The sequence below is a fragment of the Ponticaulis koreensis DSM 19734 genome, assembly GCF_000420665.1.
In the GTDB taxonomy this organism is placed as follows: Bacteria; Pseudomonadota; Alphaproteobacteria; order Caulobacterales; family Hyphomonadaceae; genus Ponticaulis; species Ponticaulis koreensis.
In genome coordinates this window covers 305,611-325,109 of the sequence record NZ_ATVJ01000002.1, presented here as the reverse complement: position 1 = coordinate 325,109, position 19,499 = coordinate 305,611, and the positions used below count along the sequence as shown (strand labels likewise).

The following is a 19,499-nucleotide window of genomic DNA, read 5'->3' as shown; positions in this document are numbered from 1 at the left end:
CGGAAGAAACTGCCGATATTAAACTTTGTAGTACATTTCGAATTCGACCGGGTGAGGGTGCATTTCGAATGCCATAACTTCTTCCATTTTAAGGTCGATGTATGCGTCGATCTGATCGTCGTCGAATACGCCGCCAGCTTTGAGGAAGTCACGGTCAGCAGACAGAGAGTCGAGAGCTTCACGCAGAGAACCGCAAACCTGTGGGATAGACTTCGCTTCTTCCGCAGGAAGATCGTAGAGGTCTTTGTCCATAGCGTCGCCAGGGTGGATCTGGTTCTGGATGCCGTCGAGGCCAGCCATGAGCAGAGCCGCGAATGCGAGGTAAGGGTTTGCACCTGGGTCAGGGAAACGTGTCTCGATACGCTTGGCTTTCGGGGAAGAGCCGTAAGGAATACGGATAGACGCGGAACGGTTACGAGCAGAGTAAGCGAGCATAACTGGCGCTTCGAAACCTGGGACCAGACGCTTGTAAGAGTTGGTCAGTGGGTTTGTCAGAGCGTTCAGTGCTTTCGCGTGCTTGATGACGCCGCCAATGTAGTAGAGGCATGTTTCAGAAAGGCCTGCATAACCGTCGCCCGCGAATGTTGGTCCGCCGTCTTTCCAGATAGACTGGTGGACGTGCATGCCGGAACCGTTGTCGAGGTACATAGGCTTAGGCATGAAGGTCGCTGATTTGCCGTAAGACGCAGCGACGTTGTGAACTACATATTTGTAGTCCTGAACGCGGTCAGCCATTTCGAGAAGCGTTCCGAAAACCATGCCGAGTTCGTGCTGGGCAGGTGCAACTTCGTGGTGCTGTTTCTCTGGCTTCATCCCGAGTTCTTTCATCACTGAAAGCATCTCAGAGCGCATGTCTTGTTCGGAATCGACCGGTGGGACCGGGAAGTAACCACCTTTAGGGCCCGGGCGGTGACCCATATTGCCCATTTCGTAGTCTTTGTCCGTGTTCACTGGCAGCTCTGTAGAGTCGAACTGATAGCCGGTTTTGTGCGGCTGAACGGACCATTTGACGTCATCAAACACGAAGAATTCAGGCTCTGGACCGAAGAAAGCGGTGTCGCCGATACCTGTAGATTTCAGGTAAGCTTCTGCTTTTTTCGCAGTCATACGTGGGTCGCGGTTATACGCGTCCATCGTGCCTGGGTTCAGGATGTCACATTTGACGGTCATAGTGGTCTGCTGGAAGAACGGATCGATCTTCGCAGTAGATGCGTCTGGCATCAGGACCATGTCGGACTCGTTGATGGCTTTCCAGCCAGCAATAGACGAACCGTCAAACATTGTGCCGTCTTCGAACATACCTTCGTCAACCGCATCAGCCGTGAAAGTCACGTGCTGCAGCTTACCACGTACGTCCGTGAAGCGCAGATCTACGTACTCTACGTCTTTCTCTTTCATTTCTTTGAAAAATTGTTCAGACACTTTTCCCTCCAAGTTTGGGTTTTGCGTATTCAGTTAGCCCGATTAGACCGCGGAATTACCGCGTTCGCCAGTTCGAATTCTCACGACATCGTCAATTGTGGACAGGAATATCTTTCCGTCACCAATTTTACCGGTCTGTGCCGTTTTCGTGATCACCGAAATGGCTTCTTCCGCCATGTCATCGGAAACGATGATTTCGATTTTGAGTTTCGGGAGGAAATCTACGACGTATTCCGCTCCGCGATAGAGTTCGGTATGCCCACGCTGGCGTCCAAAGCCTTTCGCTTCGACAACCGTCATGCCGTGAAGACCCAGCTCTTGAAGCGCATCTTTCACTTCGTCGAGCTTGAACGGTTTGATCACTGCCTCGATTTTTTTCATCCCGGTACCAATTCGCTATTTCAATATTCTGGTTCAATATTCTGGCACTGTGGCCTACCACTCACGGCAGACTTGATAAGAGATTGAAGGGCGGTAGGCGTCCGATTGTGTTCGTGGGTCTAAAAAATGGGCGTCGCTGATTAAAAATTGGACGCATATTTCTGCGAGAGCAGAAGCCTTCATGTTATCCGTGGGGGATATCAGGTGTGGCAGCTTGGCTGAAGGCAAGTTTTGGTATCGATTCAACGCATTGGGGAATGTAACGGCTGATTCCGAAAATTGGCGTTTATACAGTCGTTTAGCATGCTTTATTTCCGTTGTGGCCCGATGTGTGCCTGTCTGTTGCGCTTCTCGTGTGTTTTTGCAGGACTTACTACCCCGGAATGCTGTGTTGTCGGCAGATTTTGACCTCTGGGCGTGTAATTGGAAACTATTTCTTTGGTAAAACAGGTTGCCAACTGTCTTAAAAAGCGTCAGTAAGCGCGTTCTACGAGTGCGGATGTGGCGAAACTGGTAGACGCACCAGATTTAGGTTTATCTGATTTATAAAACTCAATTAAAACAATGAGTTATTGCGAATTTTGGTTCAGTAGCTTTGGGTTGTTCGTGCCACCGCAACTTGCATCTCATATTAAATGCAATAAAAACAGTGACCTTCTGCTCAAAAGTGTGCGAGGTCGCATATTCTTTAAGAAATTGAGTGGGATGTGACATGCAGCGGTGTCGCGACGCGCTGTTACTTAGCTCCGCTAGAGTCTAAAATTGCAAAGATCGAGTTAGGCCAGACGACACCTGATTTGCTGGTCTCAATGAAGACTCGTCTTACTTCTGTAGGGCTATATGGCGTTGAGTGCGGCACACGGTTATATCCCTCGAGGAGCAGTTGGAGCGCAGTTGCGTAAGCGTCACTTTTCATTTTTTGCGCTTTATACTCGGAAGAAACTATCCAAAGCAGAAAAACGAATAGCGGGATGCTTATTATAACGCCTGTTTGTATAGTGTTGGTGCCATCAAAAAATAAGTAGGACACTCCCGCCGATAAAATTGCGGCTATTAAGGCGACGATTAGCAGACCACGGAAAAATATACCTGCGACTGTTGGAACCTCTAAGGTTTTGTTTAGCTGATCGGCACAATGAACATCGTATCGGAAAGTAGTGATTTCACAGCCAGCGAGGGCGTCCATCAGCCTCAATTCGAACAGGTCTGATCTCAGTGGTTGGGACAGATATTTTCTGGCAGCGTAATCTAGCTCACCTCTGTCAAACTTTCGAAAGTTATCATACGGGTCACCGTCTAATATGAAGTTGTCATGTTGCCATAGTTCGTCGCCGAACTTGGGTTTGCCGTCATCGTCTTTGCCAGAGCAAGCCGCATATAAAAGCGCGTCCAACGCTTCCTGTGCATTTACAAAGTATTTTTCAGCCGACAGGAATTCTGCGTTCTTGTCGGTATGGTTTTCTGAAGCAGCGAGCTGTGAAGCAGATTGAGCGAAACTTTCAGCGATGCGATCATATGCTCGGTACATTCTGGATTTTAAACGATAACGATCAACCAAGCGGCTGTAAGTATCATAACTATCATCTTCGTAATCTATCACGCTGCAGTCACCATCTAGACTTCTGTGAGTAATTCAACTTTCGGTACTATAGCGAGGTATTTGCTATGGTGAACCCTGTGAATTGTAACCGTCCGGAGATTGACTAATTTCTCAGCGCGTATATCACGGCGCACGCGCGGCTATGGCGAAATTGGTAGACGCACTGGTTTTAGGTACCAGCGGGAGACCGTGGGGGTTCGAGTCCCTCTAGCCGCACCAACTCCTTGTGACACGTTGTGTGACGCGGTGACACGCGAAGTGACGCGTGTGTCGCAAATCGTACGCTTCGGTGACACGATATGGCTTTAACCTTCTGAAATAACGTATAATTTTTTTACGTTGACAGATTTAGGTTCTGGCGCCGAGAGGCGTGGGGGTTCGAGTCCCTTCATCCGCACCATTTATTTTTCCTGACATTTCGAGCCAGCCCGGTTTCGCTGAATGTTTTTCAGGAATCGTCTTTGAGAGCGTGTGTTATACAAAAGTCTTTCGGTTGGCCTTTGTCAGCAGTTGATGAAGGTAGCTGCAAATGCTTTTGCATAGAGGGCATTTATCAACCTTCTAACTCGGCTTGTTTACAACGCTCCGTGCGCCGAAAACGCCGTCATAGCGCAGTCTGAGACTTATTTCGTATAACAAAGCACTTGCAACTCACCCACCTCTTAAATAGTCCTGTGCGCGAACAGCCATGGCTCGTTCGCGGGGGATGTCATGAGACGCACCTGGCGGGCGAAATCACCCCAACATAAGCCAGGATTATCATGAGCCTATATACACAATACCTCGAAGAGATTGCAGCCCGTAAAAAGGATGGCCTTCACCCTAAGCCGATTGATGATGGCGCTCTGGTTGCTGAACTGATCGAACAGATCAAAGACACAGACAACGCACACCGTGCGGATTCCCTGAGCTTCTTTATCTACAATACGCTTCCAGGCACGACGAGTGCTGCAGGTGTTAAAGCCGCATTTCTGAAACAGATTGTTGTGGGCGAAGAAAGCGTAGCGGAGATCACACCGGATTTTGCTCTCGAACTGCTCTCTCACATGAAGGGTGGTCCATCTGTTGAGGTGCTGCTCGACCTTGCGCTTGGTGATGATGCAACGGTCGCGGCCAAGGCTGCTGACGTTCTGAAAACTCAAGTTTTCCTTTACGATGCTGATATGGCGCGTCTCAAAGATGCATTCGATGCAGGTAATGCTGTCGCGAAAGATATTCTTGAAAGCTATGCGAAAGCGGAATTCTTCACAAAGCTTCCGGACGTGGAAGAGGAAATCAAAGTCGTCACTTACATCGCTGCAGAAGGCGATATCTCCACCGACCTTCTTTCGCCGGGCAATCAGGCGCACTCTCGCTCTGACCGCGAACTTCACGGTAAGTGCATGATCACCCCGGAAGCACAGGAAGAAATTCAGGCGCTGCAAAAGCAACACCCTGAAGCTCGTGTAATGCTGATCGCTGAAAAAGGCACAATGGGCGTTGGCTCATCACGTATGTCCGGCGTGAACAACGTTGCGCTCTGGACCGGTAAGCAGGCCAGCCCATACGTGCCATTCGTCAACATCGCGCCAATCGTGGCTGGTACGAACGGTATTTCGCCAATCTTCCTCACAACAGTTGGTGTGACAGGCGGTATCGGCATCGACCTTAAAAACTGGGTCAAGAAGCTGGACGAGAACGGCAAGCCTATCCTCGACGAAAATGGTGATGCGGTTCTGGAACAGGCTTACTCTGTCGAAACAGGCAAAGTTCTGACCATCAACACGAAGACCCAGAAACTCTACGAAGGCGATAAAGAACTCGTGGATATATCTTCCGCGCTGACGGCTCCGAAAATGGAATTCATCAAAGCGGGTGGTTCCTACGCGGTTGTCTTCGGTAAGAAGCTTCAGACGTTTGCTGCTGAGACACTCGGTATAGAAGCGCCATCTGTTTTCGCTGCATCGAAGGAAGTGTCACACGAAGGTCAGGGCCTTACGGCGGTTGAGAAAATCTTCAACGCGAACGCAACGGGCACAACTCCGGGTAAGACGCTCCACGCTGGTTCTGATGTCCGTGTGAAGGTGAATATTGTTGGTTCACAGGACACGACAGGTCTGATGACCTCTCAGGAACTGGAGGCGATGGCTGCAACTGTGATCTCTCCGATCGTAGACGGTGCTTACCAGTCTGGTTGTCACACCGCTTCTGTCTGGGACATCAAGGCTCAGACCAACATTCCAAAGCTGATGGGCTTTATGAATAAATTCGGCCTGATCACTGCGCGTGACCCTAAGGGCGAATATCCGGCCATGACGGACGTGATCCATAAGGTTCTCAACGATATTACTGTTGATGACTGGGCGATCATTATCGGCGGTGACAGCCACACACGTATGTCTAAAGGCGTCGCGTTCGGCGCAGACTCCGGTACGGTAGCGCTCGCGCTCGCAACCGGCGAAGCGACTATGCCGATCCCTGAATCTGTCAAAGTGACCTTCAAGGGCACAATGGCTGATTATATGGACTTCCGTGATGTGGTTCACGCGACACAGGCTCAAATGCTGAAAAAGTTCGGCGATAACGTCTTCCAGGGACGTATTATCGAAGTTCACATCGGCACGCTGCTCGCTGACCAGGCCTTCACATTCACTGACTGGACTGCAGAGATGAAGGCGAAAGCCTCTATCTGTATCTCAGAAGATGAAACACTGATCGAATCTCTGGAGATCGCGAAATCCCGTATCCAGATCATGATCGATAAGGGCATGGACAACGAGAATCAGGTTCTTCAGGGCCTTATCGATAAAGCGGACAAGCGTATCGCTGAAATCCGTTCTGGCGAGAAGCCTGCGCTGAAGCCAGACGACAACGCGAAATACTTCGCTGAACTCGTTGTTGATCTCGATGCGATTAACGAGCCAATGATCGCTGACCCGGACGTCAATAACGAAGACGTTTCCAAGCGCTACACGCACGACACGATCCGTCCGGTTTCATACTATGGTGGTGATAAGAAAGTTGATCTTGGTTTTGTTGGGTCTTGCATGGTCCATAAAGGCGATATGAAGATCATTTCTGAAATGCTTCAGAACCTTGAGAAGCAAAATGGCGAAGTTAAGTTCGCGGCACCACTCGTTGTTGCGCCGCCGACTTACAACATCGTCGACGAGCTGAAGGCAGAAGGCGATTGGGACGTTCTGCGCAAATATGCAGGTTTCGAGTTCGATGACACTCACCCGAAAGCCAAAGCGCGCACAGAGTATGAAAACATGCTCTACCTCGAGCGTCCGGGCTGTAACCTCTGCATGGGTAACCAGGAGAAGGCGGCTAAAGGCGACACAGTGATGGCGACGTCTACACGTCTCTTCCAGGGCCGTGTTGTAGAAGACGCCGACAACAAGAAGGGTGAGTCACTGCTCGCATCTACGCCGGTTGTTGTTCTGTCTACAATTCTCGGCCGTACGCCAAGCATGGATGAGTACAAAGCGGCTGTAGAGGGCATCAACCTCACGCAGTATGCGCCGCCGGTGAACTAAACCGGAGTAATCCTCAGAAATTGGAAAGGCGGGCTTAGGCCCGCCTTTTTTTATCTGCGAATACCGGGGCTTTCCAGTTCTAGGCCAGATGCGCGAACCGCAAGGTAGAACTCAAGATCAATATAGGTCTGGGAGCCGAGCTCCACAGGTTCAGCGCGGACTCCGGTATCACAGTCATGGAGCCTGCGGTGTAACGAGCCGAAGTCTTCCCACTCAAAACGGTAGGCCGGGAAACCATTGCTGTGCCCCTGACTGATCGTGTCGCCGCGCAATTGCTTGCCCCAATTGTCATCATGACATAGCGTGCAAGCCAGATTCAGTTGGCCGCGACGGGTCATGAAATAGTCCGCGCCGCGTTCAAAGGCTGACATGGTTTGGGGGGTGATCTCAACGTCAATGGGCAGGCCACGGGATTGCTCTGCGATATAGGCAGTCAGTGAGAGTAGCTCATCGCTTTCATAGGGCAGGGCGGTCAGGCCTTGGTGCCGGGTTCGGCACAGGTTGATCCGACCCTCCAGATTGATGAGCGTCTGCGTTTCTGTGTCGAGAGCTGGATACCGCGCGGCGACGCCTTCCATTCCATCTACGTGGCAGCTTGCACAGCTGGTTTCGCCTTGCTCAAAGAGGTCGGCTCCACGTTCAACCCAGAGATATCCGGGATTTTCAAAATCATCATTTTGCTGGGCTACAGTTTCAGGCGTCAGGAAAGTAGAGCCGGAAACCCGCAGCGTATCTTCGATGGGAAAGTCTGGTTCCAGCTGCGTGGATTCCGAAGAGCAGGCCGCACCGATAAATAGGAAGCAGGCAGCGAGTAGCCGCATTAGCTAACCTCGATTTGCGCGCTATCAGACCAGCTTTGTCCGTTCTGATCCGTCCAGACGAATTCGAAACTGCCGGATTCAGTAGCGCGGGCATAAAATTTCAATAGCGGGTTTGCAGCGACGCCGGGGTGAAAGTTTGATGAGAAAACGAGGGTTCCATTATAGAAGCATTCAAATTTGGTGATGATATCCTGTGGGATCATTTCGCCGCGTGAGCCAAAGCGGAAGCCACTTTCCATCTCGTGCTGGATCATGGCGCGCAGTTCGATGATTTCACCTCGGTCTGCCGTCTCTGGAACTGAAAGTCGTATAGTTGTCATAGCTGCCTCAATCAATCACACAGGCGGCGAGAGTAACCAGAGTTTGTTTCGCGCCAGACCAGAGTGTTCCATCATTCATTTCGGCTATAACGCGAATTGACTGGGTGCCGCCGAGCCGTATACGCGCCGAAACATCAGCGCGTCCTGACATCGGAGTCAGATGATACTGTGCAAGAACGGGCAGCGGGTTTCGCGGAGAGAAAACCACGATTTGCTTCACGTAGTCGTCTTCTGTCATCGGGCTGTCGACGGAGATATCAATGGGCACGGAGAAGCCGTTTTCAGCAATGGGCGGCAGATCCACGTTAACACGACCTTCAGTGATTACCCGGTCTCCGAACATGCCGCTAATGGCCTCATTCATCTCATCTTCGGTTGCCGCCGCAACTCTCGGAATCAAAAGCATGCTCATGCTGGCTGCACCAAGACGTAGCATTGTCCTTCGGGATAATAGAGGCGTATGCGTTATCATCAGTCCTGTGTCCGGCTGGCGAGATAAGCGACCAGATGTTCAATCTGATCGGCGTTGAGGATGGTCTGGCCCTGAAATTGTGCCTGAACCTGATTTAGGTCATGAAGACGGTAATAGGAGGGCATGACTGTATCTGGAACCAGACTTTGTAAGTCTACGAGCCTGAACCTGATCTGAGCAGGAGAAAGCCTGTCGCCGACGGTCGAAAGATCCGGTCCGACATTTCCCTGAAACTCTGCATCTACGCCATCGATTTGATGACAGAGTACGCAGTGCCCCTGAGCGCGATCGACGAATACAGTTTCACCGACCTCTGAAGAAGAGACTGTGTCCGAGAGCGGTGCGGGGATTGTATCGCCAACAATCATATTTGGGGTGACGAGTCGTTCCGCGAATGCTTCGGGACCGCAGAAGAGAAACGGTACAAGGCTGGATAAGGCGCAGGCTCTGATCAACCGAACGCCTCACTTGTAATGGTTCTGAACCAGTCTTCTGCCTGACGGGCCTCTGCCTCGCGAATCTCCGCGTCTGCAGCCAAAGGTGAGATGCCGCCAGCGCCATCGACGGAGCTGAATGCGCCGTCATCGTTTCGGTATACGCCAGCAATTGAAACGGCTCTGTCTGATGTGATGAACGAATAACAGGTGTTTGCGAGCGTCGTGGGTAGAACGTCCTCGCCGCTGAGAAGCCGCGCGACGGAGGCTGCGCACACTTTTGCCTGCAGGTTTGCGGAAAAAGCGGATTTCGGCATCGGATTCGCAATTGTTGCGTCACCAATTACGTGAATGTTTGGCTGAAGCGAAGATTCAAAGCTAGTCGCGTTGATCGGGCACCAACCGGTGACATCTGTTACGCCAGCCCGTTCCGCGATTTCCCCCGCCTTTTGAGGCGGGATCACATTGGCCACGTCAGCGCGGATTTCATCGAAATCAGTGTAGAGCGTTTTGGTTTCGGCGGTGACGCGATTCACGCGTCCGTCATTTGATGCACCTCGCCAATCCAGATGATCTGGATAATGTTCGGCCCATGCCTCCTGAAAGAGCGGCATTTTCGAGAACGTATCTTTTGAGTCCAGAATAATCAGCTTGGATGCTGGTTTCTCGGTCTTGAGATAATTCGCGATCAGGCTTGCCCGCTCATATGGGCCCGGAGGGCATCGGAACGGGGCTGCCGGGGCGGACATAACGACAGTGCCACCATCTTCCATCGCTTCGAGTTGGCGTCTCAGTAGAAGCGTCTGCGTCCCTGCCTTCCAGGCATGAGGCATTAGCTCTGCAGCGGCCCGGTCGTAACCCTCCAGCGCGCCCCAACGAATAGATATGCCCGGAGACATAATTAGACGGTCATAGCTCAGGATCGAGCCGTTATCTAAAGTGACTGTCCGTGCCTGACTGTCGACATCCGTCGCGAATGCTTGCGCGATCTCGATACCGTCGCCGACAAGGCTACGATAATCAAACTTCTGATCAGCAATGGACCGTTGCCCGCCAATGACGAGATTGCTGAAAGGGCAGGCCGTAAATACAGGATTTGGCTCAATGAGCGTTACAGACGTATTGGGTAGATAGGACTTTATGAAACGAGCGGCTGTTGCGCCCCCAAAGCCACCGCCGATCACAACGACTTTGGCGCGTGTCTGGGCAAAGGCTTTCAAATCCGAAGCGCTGATTAGTGTTACGCTGGCGATTGCGGCCAGTAATTTGCGCCTCGAAAGCATATTTGTATCGAGCGCCATGTCGTCAGACCTGTTCTGCGAAATAGTCCGCTAATGCCGTGAGCTGTTCGTCTGTGTAGCCGCGAGCAATACGGTGCATCACCGTCGTTCCGGTATCAGGCTGGCCATAAAACCGAAGCGAGGCGAGTATTTGATCGGCACTGCGACCGGCAAGAGACGGAATGCCCTGACCGGCTGTGTCTGTATGACAGCCGGTACATGAAAGTGCTGAAACGGAAAGACCGTTCGGGTAATTGCGCTCGGAGGCAGGCCTTGTATCGACCTCGGCATCAACGCTGAGGGTGCTGCAACTGGATAGGAAGAGCGCCCCAGCGATGATGAGAAATGAAATCGGGCGAAGCAAATCAGGCCTCGCGCAGATTACGATAATTGAGCGGAAGTTCGCGCACGCGATTACCCGTTGCCGCGTAGATCGCATTCAGAACGGCCGGTGCTGCCACAGCAATTGTAGGTTCGCCTACGCCGCCCCAGAAACCGCCCGATGGCATGACGATTGTTTCGACTTCCGGCATCTCTGAAAGGCGCATCACATTGTATGTGTCGAAGTTTGTTTCCTGCACTTCGCCATCTACAAAATTCACATTGCCGTAGAGCATTGCAGACAGGCCATAGACGAAGGAGCCTTCGACCTGAGCTTCGATCTGTTGTGGGTTTACCGCATGGCCCGGGTCAGTTGCAGCAACGATGCGGTCGATCTTAAGCTGGCCATTTTCGTCGACTGTGACCTCGGCGCATGCAGCTGTGTAGGAGCCGAATGAATAGAAGGCACACAGGCCGCGGTGTTTGCCGTCGTCAGAGCCCCAGCCGGAACGGTCTGCAACGGCTTGCAAAACCGCTGCTGATTTCGGGCTGTCCTGAAGGTGAGCGAGGCGGAATTCCAGCGGATCTCGACCAGCAGCCACAGCCAGCTCGTCCATCAGGCACTCCAGATAGATCGCGTTCTGGTTGGCGTTTACACCGCGCCAGAAGCCTGGTCGCACTGGCGGGTTCCGCATAGCGTGTTCCATGCGGAAGTTCGGGAAAGTGTATTTCAAGCTCTGGTCTGCTGTGCGCGGGTTATCCGGCGACGCGAGGCCCTGGAAGGTCGCGATGTCGATGCCACCGACAATAGCCTGAGGCATGATGCCGGCGAGGATGGACTGACCGGAAATACGGATGTTTACGCCAGTCAGATTGCCGTTTTCATCCAGCGCGCCGCGTACACGTGCTTTAGTCGTTGGGTGATAGAATCCCTGACGCTGGTCTTCCTCACGGCTCCATTGAAGCTTGATCGGTGTGCCTGGCATCTCTTTCGCGATGAGAACGGCTTGCGCGACGTAGTCTGACATACCTCGGCGACCGAAACCGCCACCAAGCAGCTGCTTGTAAACATCACATTGTGAGATCGGCAGTCCGGACGCTCGAGACGCCGCCGCGAGTGCAGCTTCGCCATTCTGCGTAGGGCACCAGACTTCACAGCGCTCTTCTGTGTAGAGCGCTGTCGCGTTCATTGGTTCCATCGGCGCGTGGCTCTGGAATGGAAGATTGTAGGTTGCTTCAACGATTTGGGCAGCCTCTGCGAAAGCTATATCGACATCTCCGCCCTGATTACCTATCGCAGCCTCATCTGCGGTCAGGCCTTCATCGAGCTCGGCTTCGAAATCCGCTGAATTGAACCGGTCGCCACCCGCCCATTCAATAGGGAGCGCTTCAAGAGCTTTGTTCGCGCGCCACCAGGTGTCGGCAATAACGGCCACTGCATCATCGCCAACCTGCATGACTTTTACTACGCCCGGCATGCCTTCAACAGCAGACGCATCAAAGCTCGCTACCGTCGCATTGCGAACAGGCGCAGCTTTGATCGACGCGAGCAGCATGCCGTCCAACACGATGTCGGCGCCGTATTGTTGAGCGCCGGTGACTTTGTCAGCGGTGTCGAGGCGCGCGACTGGTTGGCCAACGATTGTCCACGTGGATGGATCTTTGAGTGTAATATCGGAAGGTGCTTCCAGCTGCGACGCAGCTTCTGCAACGGCACCGAATGTCAGCTCATTGCCGGAAGGACCGTGAGTGATGACACCCTTGCTCACTGAGCATTCGCCAACAGGAACGCCCCATTCATTTGCGGCGGCCTGAACCATCATCATGCGCGCTGCAGCGGCGCCTTCGCGAACATACTGATGCGATGATCGGATACCCTGGCTGCCACCAGTGGAGAAGTCACGCCAGACACGGTTTCGGGCGAGGTTCTCACCCGGTGTCGGATATTCCGTGACGACCTTATCCCAGTCAGCTTCGATTTCTTCCGCAACAAGCTGCGCGAGACCGGTAAGCGTACCCTGACCCATTTCAGATCGAGCGATTCGGATCGTAACAACGTCATCGCGACCGATATGGACCCAGGCGTTTACTTCTGGGTTTGGAGGCAGATCAGCGGCAGCGGGTGTGTTGTCATCTGCGCCAGCACAACCTGCGAGGAAAGAAATTGTCAGTCCCGCAGCACCAGAGCTTACGAGAAATCCGCGGCGGGAAAGCGAAATAGAATTGGTCATACTAATGCCTCCGCTTACATCTTGGTTTTCGCGAGTTGCACGCCGCGGCGTACACGCTGGAAGGTGCCACAACGGCAGATGTTGGTGATCTCTGCATCTGTGTCCTCGTCAGTCGCTTCAGGATTGCTGTTCAGCATTCCGGCTACAGCCATGATCATCCCTGGCTGACAATAACCGCATTGTGGAACATCAAGCTCTTTCCAGGCTTCCTGAACGGGGTGGCTTCCATCTTCGGATAGACCTTCAATCGTTGTGATCTGCTCTTCTTCGGAAATAGCCGAGGCCGGATATACGCAAGAGCGAACAGCCATGCCGTCAATGTGAACGGTACATGCGCCGCACGCTGCGACACCACAGCCGTATTTCGACCCCGTAAGGCCGAGTTGTTCACGCAGTACCCAAAGCAGAGGTGTGTCGTCGTCAAATTCGACGTCTACTACCTGACCGTTCACGTGCAGTCTTGCCATTCCGATAGCCCTTCTTGATTTGTCGAAGGCTCAAACGTCCGAAAGAGATAGTTGAAACCAGTCTTTCGTCTCTGAACGCTTCGTCTCCCCTAAGCGATACGCTCTGTTTCACTTCAGGATAGTTTAATTTATCCAACCTGCCTACAGTTCAATATGAACTCGTTTAGCGGCCAGTCTAACAAAAAAGTGAGCGACGTCGAATGAGCCGCCTCAAGCCTTGTGGAAGTCGCCTGATTTACCACCCGTTTTGGAAACCAGTTCGACACCCGTGATGACCATGCCTTTGTCTACAGCTTTGAGCATATCGTAAACGGTCAGGCAGGCGACAGATACGGCTGTCAAAGCCTCCATCTCTACACCAGTTTTTCCCGTCGTTTTCGCAGTTGCTCGTACAGCGAGACTATTCGGACGATCGGCCTCGCTTATCTCGACAAGTACGCCTGTGAGAGGAAGAGGGTGGCAGAGTGGGATCAGGTCCGAGGTCTTTTTTGCCCCCATGATTCCTGCGAGTTCAGGTATTGCAAGCGGGTCACCTTTTTTGGTTGAACGCTGCAAGGCTAGCGTGAGTGTTTCCGGCTTCATTTCGACATAACCGATCGCAACAGCGACGCGCTCGGTCTGCGCCTTGGTGCTTACATCTACCATCCGCGCGCGACCGTCAGGGCCTATATGTGTCAGATCGTTAGGCATCAGACCTCCGTCAGGCGCGGCATAAGTTCGACCATATTACACGGGCGATAGCGGCTATCGAGTTGGTATTTGAGTATTTGGTCCCAGCCATCTTTGACGGCACCGGTCGAACCCGGAAGACAGAACACAAACGTGCTGCCAGCAAGGCCCGCAACAGCGCGCGACTGTAGGGTTGATAGACCGACCGTTTGAAAGCTGACCTGATGAAATACCGCTGAGAAGCCATCAATGACTTTATCAAAGAGTGGCGTAAGTGCTTCCACTGTGACGTCGCGACCAGTCAGGCCTGTACCGCCACTGGTGATGACCGCGTCCACCTTAGGATCAGCGATCCAGCTTTGAACGGCTTGCCGAACCAGCTGACGGTCATCGATCACAATTTTACGGTCTGCAAGAACATGACCGGCTTCGGTCAAACGGTCCGCGAGTGTCTGGCCTGAAGTGTCAGTTTCCATGGTGCGGGTATCACTGACTACCAGAACGGCAATGCGTACGGGTTTGAAGTTCAGTGATTCATCGATTCCTGCCATTCAGTTGGTCTCCGATTTCTGCCAGCGCTGGTTATCTTGATAATCCTGTTCGCGCGGTTCAATCCAGACTTCGCCAGTTTCCGTGATCTCTTTTTTCCAGAAAACAGCTTCGGTTTTCAAATAGTCCATCAGAAAGTCTGCGGCTTCGAAAGCTGCGCGCCGATGTCTGGATGCCGTCGCAACAAATACGATGGTTTCACCGGTCCGGATTTTTCCCGTTCGGTGATACACGGACAGCGCTTCCAGTGGCCAGCGGTTGAGTGCTTGCTCGACCGCTGCTTCAACCCCGTTCTCGGTCATGGGAGAGTAGGATTGAAGAAATAGCCCCAACACGCGGGTATCCTTACCATCTGGCCGAACGACGCCAGAGAAGCTGACAACGCCACCGGATGACGACAGCCTGGATTCGAAATCGTTCAGAAGTTCAGGGGCAGAAATTGGTTGATCCGAAATGTTGATGAGAACGCTCATTCTCATCCACCACCAACGGGAGGCATGAAGGCAATTTCATTTGCATTGGCCAGAGGATGTGCGTCATCGACAATTTCGCCATTTACGGCGATGCGGACAGTCGGTTCGAGAAACACACCTGCTGCCTGAAATCGCGCTTCAGCCCATGATCTAAGATCGCGTGCATGCGAAATGTCCGATGGCAGATCAATGCTCTCGGTCGGTTTCCGGGTGATGTCGCTGAGGCGACCGAAATAAAGAATATCAGCCATAAGTTAACCTCCGGTCGTCGACATATGGCGTGATACGCCGGACGTCTGACCGTTCGCACTGATTTCAAAGTCGTGCTTCTCCGGCTTTTTTCGGATCGCACGGTCGAGTGCGGTATCTAGCGCGGCTTGCGGGTTATCGGTGTCGCGAACCGCGGCGCGCAGATCAATGCAGTCATCCTGACCAAGGCACATGTAAATGCGTCCCGTGCACGTAACGCGAACGCGGTTACAACCGGCGCAGAAATTGTTGGTAAGCGGCGTAATAAAGCCGAGTTTGCCGCCGGTCTCAGCAATACGAACGTAACGAGATGGCCCCGCATTCGTTGGAGAATAGGGCAGGTCTTTCAATGTCCAACGCTCTTCGAGTTGTCCGCGGACGTCGGGCAGCGGCACATATTGATCGAAACGGTCTTCGCCGGTCTCTCCCAGAGGCATGACTTCAATGAGCGTCATATCGAAGCCTTCGCCATGGGCCCATTGCACCATGGACGGAATTTCGGCCAGATTATCGTGCTTCAGCGCGACGGTGTTCAGCTTCACTTTAAGCCCTGCGCGTTGCGCTGCTTCAAGTCCTTTCAGCACAGGTGTGAGTTTGCCGCGTCGCGTGATCTTGAGAAATCTGTCTTCGTCTAGTGTGTCGAGAGAGACGTTCACGCGCCGGACACCAGCGGCGTAGAGCTCTTCGGCATATTGCGCCAGAAGGGTGCCATTCGTCGTCAGGGTGAGCTCTTTAAGGCCGTAACCCAGCCGGTCACCCAGCGCGCGGAATAGCGTCATGATATCGCGGCGCACGAGTGGCTCGCCGCCAGTGATACGAATTTTGGACACGCCTCGATCAATGAAGGCAATAGCAACCATCTCTGTTTCTTCGAGAGACAGCAGGTCCTTTTTCGGCAGAAATGTCATGTTCTCTGCCATGCAATACGTGCACCGAAGATCGCATCGATCGGTCACCGACAGGCGAAGATATGTAATCTCCCGCCCGAACGGGTCGATGAGTGAATTCATCTTGGGATGTTTCAGATCATCAGCCATGTATAACTTCCTTCATGGCTTCCAGATCGGAAACCGTGTCGATATCTATAGCGTGCTGAGGTCGCAGAGGCACAGTGGCGGTATTCGACAGTGCTTTGAATATCTTGCGAGCGCCCTGATCACCCTCGGCAGCAAGGATTTCACTAAGACTTGCTCGCGAGAAGAGCGCTGGCGGTGTCAACTTACCTTCAAATTCGCTCATTACGGCAGTTACGCCAGGTTTGAACGCTGCATACAGCGCTTCAATGTGTTCGTCTGGCACAAAAGGCATGTCTGCAAGCAGGACGAGCACTGATTGGATATCAGAGTTTGCCTGCGCCACCTGAATGCCAAGCTTTAAGGACGAAGACAGGCCTTGCTCGGGGGCGGGATTTTCTACAATGGACCAGTGATTGGCTTTGAGGGCGGATTGGCGGTCGTTCTGTTGTCTGCCCGTAATGGCAATGCGTGAGCGAAAGCGCTTCTCGCCAGCTTTAGACGCTACCGTTGCAAGCACAGATTGACCATTTAAGTCCGCGAGAAGTTTGTCGCCATCTTCGAAACGAGATGACTGTCCTGCGGCGAGGAGAAGAACAGCGGATTCTGCGTAAATATTATGAGTTCGGGTCTGAAACGCGGCGATGATCTCCGCGAGTGTCGACACAGCTATGGAGGATGACTCGCGTAGAGATGGAACGAGCCCTATAGGGCCGTGTATTCTACCGATCTCATGCTGTGGGACGCCAGACAAATTGAGTTCCCGGCACCTGATTGCGTGCGTACGCGGGCTGCCGACTGCGCCGATATAAAATGACGGATACTCAAGCGCTTGCTGTAATAGCGCCGTTTCCCAATGGCGATCATGGAACATCAAGGCGAAAGCCGTCCATGGGTCATCTGACACGAGCGGAAGCGTTTTGGGCGTTTTCAGTAGCTCTAGTTTCGAAACACCTATCTGATCTGCAAAAGCGTAATCATTTGTGTCTGGCAGTTGCAGATGAACTTCAAGCCCGCTTGCCGTGGCCAGACGTGCGAGGTCGAGACAGTCGGCGCCACGTCCTGCAATGCGAAGGCGTAGTTTGGGTTTATAATCGAATTTTATAGTCTCGCTTCCAACGGCGAATTCGAGCGAGCCAACAGACCGTGCTTGCAGCGTTGAAAGCGTGGTGCGCAACTTTGATGGGTCATTTATTGGTTCGATATAGACATGTATTGCGCCGCCGCAGGGTAGGGGCAGGTCTATGAAACGAGAGCCCTGACCGTAGTGCAGGGCCACAGGAGAGTTCGCTTCGAGCGATCGCTGTGCCTGGAGAACAATATCGCTATCGATGCAACCACCGGAAAGATAGCCGGCTGAGAGGCCGTCCTCCGTTACGACCATAAGTGAACCGGGTGCTCTGACGCCGCCGCCAACTGTTTCCGTTATCACTGCAATGGCAATGCGTTTTCCGGACATATGCCAGTCCAGAAGTCGCGCGATTACATCCTGCGCGTGCGCCTCATATGTCGATTGAACGCTCGTCATCTGCGGTATCTATGCATTGATGGCGGATATTGCGAAACCCTGCCGTTCTCAAAAGTCGGTGAACGGAGAGAAAAGAAAAACGCGCGATCTATGACCGCGCGTTTTGATTGGAAGGTTTTATTTGCGCCAGACGGACGCGAGAACCGGATCTTCGAGATCCTCAGAGCCAGTGTATTTGCGCTCTTCGTGACGACCGACAACCATGTGGTGCACTTCGTCCGGACCGTCAGCAAGACGCAGCGTACGCTGTTGTGCATACATGCGAGACAGAGGTGACCACTGGGATACGCCTGTCGCGCCGTGCATCTGGATGGCATCGTCGATGATTTTGCAGACCTTCTCAGGAACCATAGCTTTCACCATGGAAATCCAGACGCGGGCTTCTTTGTTGCCGAGAACGTCCATGGCTTTTGCAGCTTTGAGAACCATCAGGCGCATTGCTTCGATTTCGATGCGAGCGCGAGAGATTTTCTCACGGTTGCCGCCAAGTTTTACGAGTGGCTGACCGAAAGCTTCACGTGTCAGGCCGCGACGGACCATGAGATCGAGAGCGCGTTCCGCAGCGCCAAGGGAGCGCATGCAGTGGTGGATACGACCCGGGCCGAGGCGAAGCTGTGAAATTTCAAAGCCGCGACCTTCGCCGAGAAGCATGTTCTCTTTAGGAACGCGGACATTGTCGAATTTCAGGTGCATGTGGCCGTGCGGCGCATCATAGTCACCGAATACCATCATGCCGTCGACGATCGTCACGCCAGGGTGCGGCAGCGGTACCAGGATTTGCGACTGTTGCTTGTGTGGTTCTGCATCAGGGCTGGTTTTGACCATGCAGATCATGATGCGGCAGCGCGGATCGCCCGCACCTGAGATGTAGTATTTCTCGCCGTTGATGACCCACTCATCGCCTTCGAGAACCGCAGACATTGAGACGTTACGTGCGTCGGAAGAAGCTTTGCCCGGTTCGGTCATCGCGAAAGCAGAACGGATTTCGCCGTTCAGAAGAGGCTTGAGCCATTTTTCTTTCTGCTCAGGCGTGCCGACGCGTTCGAGAACTTCCATATTGCCAGTGTCAGGCGCTGCGCAGTTCATTGTCTCGGATGCGAGTGGGTTCTTGCCAAGTTCAGCTGCGATGTACGCATAGTCGAGGTTTTTGAGGCCTTCGCCAGTATGAGCGTCAGGAAGGAAGAAGTTCCAGAGGCCCTGCTTCTTTGCTTCGTCTTTTGCCGCTTCAAGTGCTTCCAGCTGGCCTGGGTTATAGCTCCACGGGTTGGTTTTGCCTTCACCAAGACGATGGAACTCTTCGCTCATTGGGTTCACGACGTCCTTGATGAAAGCTTTTACGTGCTCATAGAGCGGGCGTGCAGCATCGGACATACGAAGATCGTTCATCTCCGGTGAGTGCGTATCCAGTGGCTGTTGCATGTCGTCCATTATTGTCTCCCTCGAGTTCAGATTCTTATAGCTCGCTAACTTAGTAAATGAGATTTCCGGTGGATGAAACAGCTGAGTCGGGGGAACTCGGATTTTTGGAGTTTCGGGAAATCTATGCCGTAACGTGAGGTGAACTTGTTTAGTCAACACCTCTGAAAACGCTCGGGATTTGCCTGATAATTCGGCCGACCTTGAAAGAAAACGGTTTCAGGCGCACTATTATCGCCGGGAATTCAGCTTATCCTCGCCAATACACGGGCGGGCGATAAGCAGATCCGGGGTGGAAATGATGCAAGGTCTTTTGTCTGGCCATCGCGCTTCAA

Annotated in this window: 19 protein-coding genes and 1 tRNA gene; 2 read left to right on the top strand and 18 right to left on the bottom strand. The window is 52.8% G+C overall.

Annotated features, from left to right (window positions below; translation table 11 throughout):
* Positions 1 to 18 precede the first annotated feature (18 nt).
* The 3 genes from glnA to G523_RS0113355 form a co-directional block, all read right to left on the bottom strand.
* Entirely contained in the window at positions 19 to 1,422 is a 1,404-nt protein-coding gene (glnA, locus tag G523_RS0113365; RefSeq protein WP_027441743.1) for a type I glutamate--ammonia ligase, read from the bottom strand.
* Positions 1,423 to 1,464: 42 nt separating this feature from the next.
* The gene (locus tag G523_RS0113360) at positions 1,465 to 1,803 is read right to left on the bottom strand and encodes a P-II family nitrogen regulator (protein WP_022695567.1); all 339 of its coding nucleotides are present in this window, start codon (positions 1,801 to 1,803) and stop codon (positions 1,465 to 1,467) included.
* Between the two features lie 736 nt (positions 1,804 to 2,539).
* Positions 2,540 to 3,403, bottom strand: coding sequence for a hypothetical protein (locus G523_RS0113355; protein ID WP_022695566.1), 864 nt, complete (start codon positions 3,401 to 3,403; stop codon positions 2,540 to 2,542).
* A gap of 136 nt (positions 3,404 to 3,539) precedes the next feature.
* On the opposite strand from G523_RS0113355, the gene G523_RS0113350 reads away from it, so the two are divergent.
* Positions 3,540 to 3,622, top strand: a tRNA-Leu gene (locus tag G523_RS0113350).
* Positions 3,623 to 4,164: 542 nt separating this feature from the next.
* The gene (locus G523_RS0113345) at positions 4,165 to 6,921 is read left to right on the top strand and encodes a bifunctional aconitate hydratase 2/2-methylisocitrate dehydratase (protein WP_022695565.1); all 2,757 of its coding nucleotides are present in this window, start codon (positions 4,165 to 4,167) and stop codon (positions 6,919 to 6,921) included.
* A gap of 50 nt (positions 6,922 to 6,971) precedes the next feature.
* On the opposite strand, the gene soxA is transcribed toward G523_RS0113345, so the two are convergent.
* From soxA to G523_RS19330, 15 genes are all read right to left on the bottom strand, one after another.
* Complete coding sequence (gene soxA, locus G523_RS0113340; RefSeq protein WP_022695564.1) at positions 6,972 to 7,742, bottom strand: sulfur oxidation c-type cytochrome SoxA; 771 nt, start codon at positions 7,740 to 7,742, stop codon at positions 6,972 to 6,974.
* Positions 7,742 to 8,062 carry a thiosulfate oxidation carrier complex protein SoxZ gene (gene soxZ, locus G523_RS0113335; protein ID WP_022695563.1) on the bottom strand — a complete coding sequence of 107 codons (321 nt, stop codon included), beginning with the start codon at positions 8,060 to 8,062 and terminating at the stop codon, positions 7,742 to 7,744. The genes soxA and soxZ overlap by 1 nt, the downstream gene beginning before the upstream one ends.
* A 7-nt stretch (positions 8,063 to 8,069) precedes the next feature.
* On the bottom strand, positions 8,070 to 8,474 hold the full coding sequence (locus G523_RS0113330) for a thiosulfate oxidation carrier protein SoxY (RefSeq protein ID WP_233347304.1): 405 nt from the start codon (positions 8,472 to 8,474) through the stop codon (positions 8,070 to 8,072).
* A gap of 59 nt (positions 8,475 to 8,533) precedes the next feature.
* Positions 8,534 to 8,989, bottom strand: coding sequence for a sulfur oxidation c-type cytochrome SoxX (soxX, locus tag G523_RS0113325; protein ID WP_022695561.1), 456 nt, complete (start codon positions 8,987 to 8,989; stop codon positions 8,534 to 8,536).
* A complete protein-coding gene (locus G523_RS0113320; RefSeq protein ID WP_022695560.1) occupies positions 8,986 to 10,269 on the bottom strand; it encodes an NAD(P)/FAD-dependent oxidoreductase in 1,284 nt (427 codons plus the stop codon). The genes soxX and G523_RS0113320 overlap by 4 nt, the downstream gene beginning before the upstream one ends.
* Positions 10,270 to 10,273: 4 nt before the next feature.
* Positions 10,274 to 10,612, bottom strand: coding sequence for a c-type cytochrome (locus tag G523_RS0113315; RefSeq protein ID WP_022695559.1), 339 nt, complete (start codon positions 10,610 to 10,612; stop codon positions 10,274 to 10,276).
* A 1-nt stretch (position 10,613) separates the two neighbouring features.
* Entirely contained in the window at positions 10,614 to 12,800 is a 2,187-nt protein-coding gene (locus G523_RS0113310) for a xanthine dehydrogenase family protein molybdopterin-binding subunit (RefSeq protein WP_022695558.1), read from the bottom strand.
* Positions 12,801 to 12,814: 14 nt separating this feature from the next.
* Positions 12,815 to 13,267, bottom strand: a complete 453-nt coding sequence (locus G523_RS0113305) for a (2Fe-2S)-binding protein (RefSeq protein ID WP_022695557.1) — start codon at positions 13,265 to 13,267, stop codon at positions 12,815 to 12,817.
* A gap of 210 nt (positions 13,268 to 13,477) precedes the next feature.
* Positions 13,478 to 13,957, bottom strand: coding sequence for a cyclic pyranopterin monophosphate synthase MoaC (gene moaC / locus G523_RS0113300; RefSeq protein WP_022695556.1), 480 nt, complete (start codon positions 13,955 to 13,957; stop codon positions 13,478 to 13,480).
* Complete coding sequence (gene moaB, locus G523_RS0113295; protein ID WP_022695555.1) at positions 13,957 to 14,487, bottom strand: molybdenum cofactor biosynthesis protein B; 531 nt, start codon at positions 14,485 to 14,487, stop codon at positions 13,957 to 13,959. Before moaB ends, moaC begins: the two co-directional genes overlap by 1 nt.
* Positions 14,488 to 14,958 (bottom strand): molybdenum cofactor biosynthesis protein MoaE, encoded by a 471-nt coding sequence (locus tag G523_RS0113290; protein ID WP_022695554.1) that lies wholly within the window; start codon positions 14,956 to 14,958, stop codon positions 14,488 to 14,490.
* Positions 14,959 to 14,960: 2 nt separating this feature from the next.
* Positions 14,961 to 15,209: a MoaD/ThiS family protein gene (locus G523_RS0113285; protein WP_022695553.1), complete on the bottom strand. Its 249-nt coding sequence runs from the start codon at positions 15,207 to 15,209 to the stop codon at positions 14,961 to 14,963.
* Positions 15,210 to 15,212: 3 nt separating this feature from the next.
* Complete coding sequence (moaA, locus tag G523_RS0113280; protein ID WP_022695552.1) at positions 15,213 to 16,244, bottom strand: GTP 3',8-cyclase MoaA; 1,032 nt, start codon at positions 16,242 to 16,244, stop codon at positions 15,213 to 15,215.
* Positions 16,237 to 17,748, bottom strand: coding sequence for an NTP transferase domain-containing protein (locus tag G523_RS21110; RefSeq protein WP_022695551.1), 1,512 nt, complete (start codon positions 17,746 to 17,748; stop codon positions 16,237 to 16,239). The genes moaA and G523_RS21110 overlap by 8 nt, the downstream gene beginning before the upstream one ends.
* 117 nt (positions 17,749 to 17,865) lie before the next feature.
* Positions 17,866 to 19,176 carry an acyl-CoA dehydrogenase family protein gene (locus G523_RS19330; protein ID WP_022695550.1) on the bottom strand — a complete coding sequence of 437 codons (1,311 nt, stop codon included), beginning with the start codon at positions 19,174 to 19,176 and terminating at the stop codon, positions 17,866 to 17,868.
* Positions 19,177 to 19,499 lie beyond the last annotated feature (323 nt).